Genomic DNA, 728 nt, shown 5'->3' with positions numbered 1-728 from the left:
GGTAGGGGCGGCGGGGGCGGATCAAATGGTGTGCCAGGCCTCCAGGGCCAAGCCCGGTTCGTCCTTGCGGCGGGTCAGGAGGAGTTGGCCGGTGGTCGGCTGGAGGGTGGCGGCCGTGACGCGGTCCTCGTGGTCGTGGGCCAGCGACAGCTGGACGTCCGAGGGGAGCTGGGGCCCCGACTCGGTCCACCACGCACCCGCCGACTCCCGCTCGGTCGGATAGGCGGCGAAGGCGACCCGGCCACTCAAGGACCGCTGGGCGAGCAACGTGCAGTCGACCCCGTCGAGCGTGCAGCGAATCGCGGACACCGGCCCCGGCCCGGCACAGGTCAGAAGCGCCACGGGCTCACTCCCCGCCCGCCACGCGCACACCGTGTCCGTCTCGTCCGTGAAGAAGAGCGTCACGTGCTCTTCGGAAGTGGTGAGGGCCCGCAACGTGCCAGGCCGCGCCGCCACCTTGAGCGGCTCCTCGTCGAGCGCGGGGATGTGGCCGGGGCCCAGCTGGGTCCAGCGCAGGATGCCCGCAGGCGAGGCCGCGTACAGCTCGACGAGCCCGGACGCCCGGGTCACGGCGGCCAGTTCGCCCTCGACCTCACGGCCCTTGAGGTCACGCCACGGACCCCACCCGCCGCGTTCCTTCTGGCCGCGCATGCTGACGCCGCCGCCCCTGTTGGGTACGAAGACATGGGCGCGGCCCTGCGCGTCGACCGTGACGGCCGGTACGCCCG

General features: G+C 73.4%; 1 protein-coding gene. It reads right to left on the bottom strand.

All coding sequences use genetic code 11. From position 1 onward, the window contains the following. Window positions 1-21 precede the first annotated feature (21 nt). Window positions 22-728 (bottom strand): PLL family lectin (locus tag AOK17_RS47320; protein ID WP_245697909.1); only part of this gene is annotated, 707 nt, incomplete at its 5' end.

It is taken from the genome of Streptomyces phaeochromogenes (assembly GCF_001418655.1).
Lineage (GTDB): Bacteria > Actinomycetota > Actinomycetes > Streptomycetales > Streptomycetaceae > Streptomyces > Streptomyces phaeochromogenes.
The sequence above is the reverse complement of the archived record's forward strand: the minus strand, read 5'-3'. Positions and strand labels throughout refer to the sequence as shown.